Source organism: Nocardia farcinica (genome assembly GCF_029867845.1).
In the GTDB taxonomy this organism is placed as follows: Bacteria; Actinomycetota; Actinomycetes; order Mycobacteriales; family Mycobacteriaceae; genus Nocardia; species Nocardia farcinica_A.
This window is the reverse complement of the sequence record NZ_JARWRU010000515.1, coordinates 1-1,016: the sequence shown is the minus strand read 5'-3', so window position 1 is coordinate 1,016 and position 1,016 is coordinate 1. Positions and strand designations below refer to the sequence as shown.

Here is a 1,016-nt window from a genome sequence, read left to right as displayed (position 1 = left end):
GGGCCACTGGGGGGGGTCGGGCCCAGTCCCGCCCGCCGCCCCCCGGCTAGCCCGCGGGCTCGGCCGCGACCGGTTTTAACTGCCCCGGCCGTACCATGCTGGGTTGCGCCGTGCACGGCGACGACGAGCAGCCCACCGAGTCGATCGAGGTGCCCGTCACCGCCGAGGCCATGCGCGAGGCGCGTTCGGCCGACGACGTGGTCATCGAGGTCATGGCCGCGGCCCGTTCCATCGGGGCGGACACCTCGACGGTGCTGCTCAGCGGTAACGCCTGCTTCAACGAGCCGTTGCGGCTGGCCTTCCAGAACCATCTCGGCCACCGGTTGCACGTGGCCGCGCACCCGATGCACGCGCTGGTCCTCGGCGCCACGCATCTGCTGGTCACCGAGAGCGAGGAGACCGGGCCCGCCGCGCCGGGTCCGCAGTATCCGGCCGATCCCGCGCGCGGCCGGGCCGAGGCGCGCCCGCCGTCCGCGCCGGGGGTGCCGCCGCACGCGAGCGGTTCCCCGATGGTCACCCGTGCCCCGGCCCCGGCGTCGGGGGAGGCGCCCACCACCAGGGTCGGCCGGGCGGAGCCGCCGCGCGGTGCGGAGGCGGGCAGGGCAGGCCTGCTGCCGACGCTCAAGGACAACCTGTTCGGGGTGCCCGCCGTGCTCGGCGCGCTGGCGCTGGGCGTGGTGGCGGCGGTGGCCGCCGCGGGCGAGCCCGCGCCCGCTCCTGGTCCTGGCTCGTCCGCCCAGGGGATCGGCCGGGCACAGCACTCCTGCGAGCCCCCGCCGTCCGAGCGGGACCGCTCGCGCCAGGGCATCGCCACCGTCCGGGAGCCGGATTCGACCTGCTATCGGCCGAACATGGACACCCTGCGCTATGTGGTGCCGGGTCCGCCCGGGGCGTCCGACCCGGGGCCGCCGGTCCACATCTGACGCCGTCCCGATGCCCGCGGGGCGGGGGGAGCGCCGGGGGCGGGGGGGGGCCCGGGCGCGTGCGGGGCGGGGGGGGGGGGGGGGGGTGGGGGG

Annotated in this window: 1 protein-coding gene; it reads left to right on the top strand. The window is 78.2% G+C overall.

The window, feature by feature from the left end; translation table 11 throughout:
* The first annotated feature begins 95 nt into the window (after positions 1-95).
* Positions 96-923 carry a hypothetical protein gene (locus tag QH283_RS11205; protein ID WP_280502948.1) on the top strand — a complete coding sequence of 276 codons (828 nt, stop codon included), beginning with the start codon at positions 96-98 and terminating at the stop codon, positions 921-923.
* The last annotated feature ends 93 nt before the right edge of the window (positions 924-1,016 follow it).

Bases quoted from the DNA above. Each gene is read 5' to 3' on its own strand.
- QH283_RS11205 (WP_280502948.1), top strand. From the start codon at position 96: ATGCTGGGTTGCGCCGTGCACGGCGACGACGAGCAGCCCACCGAGTCG.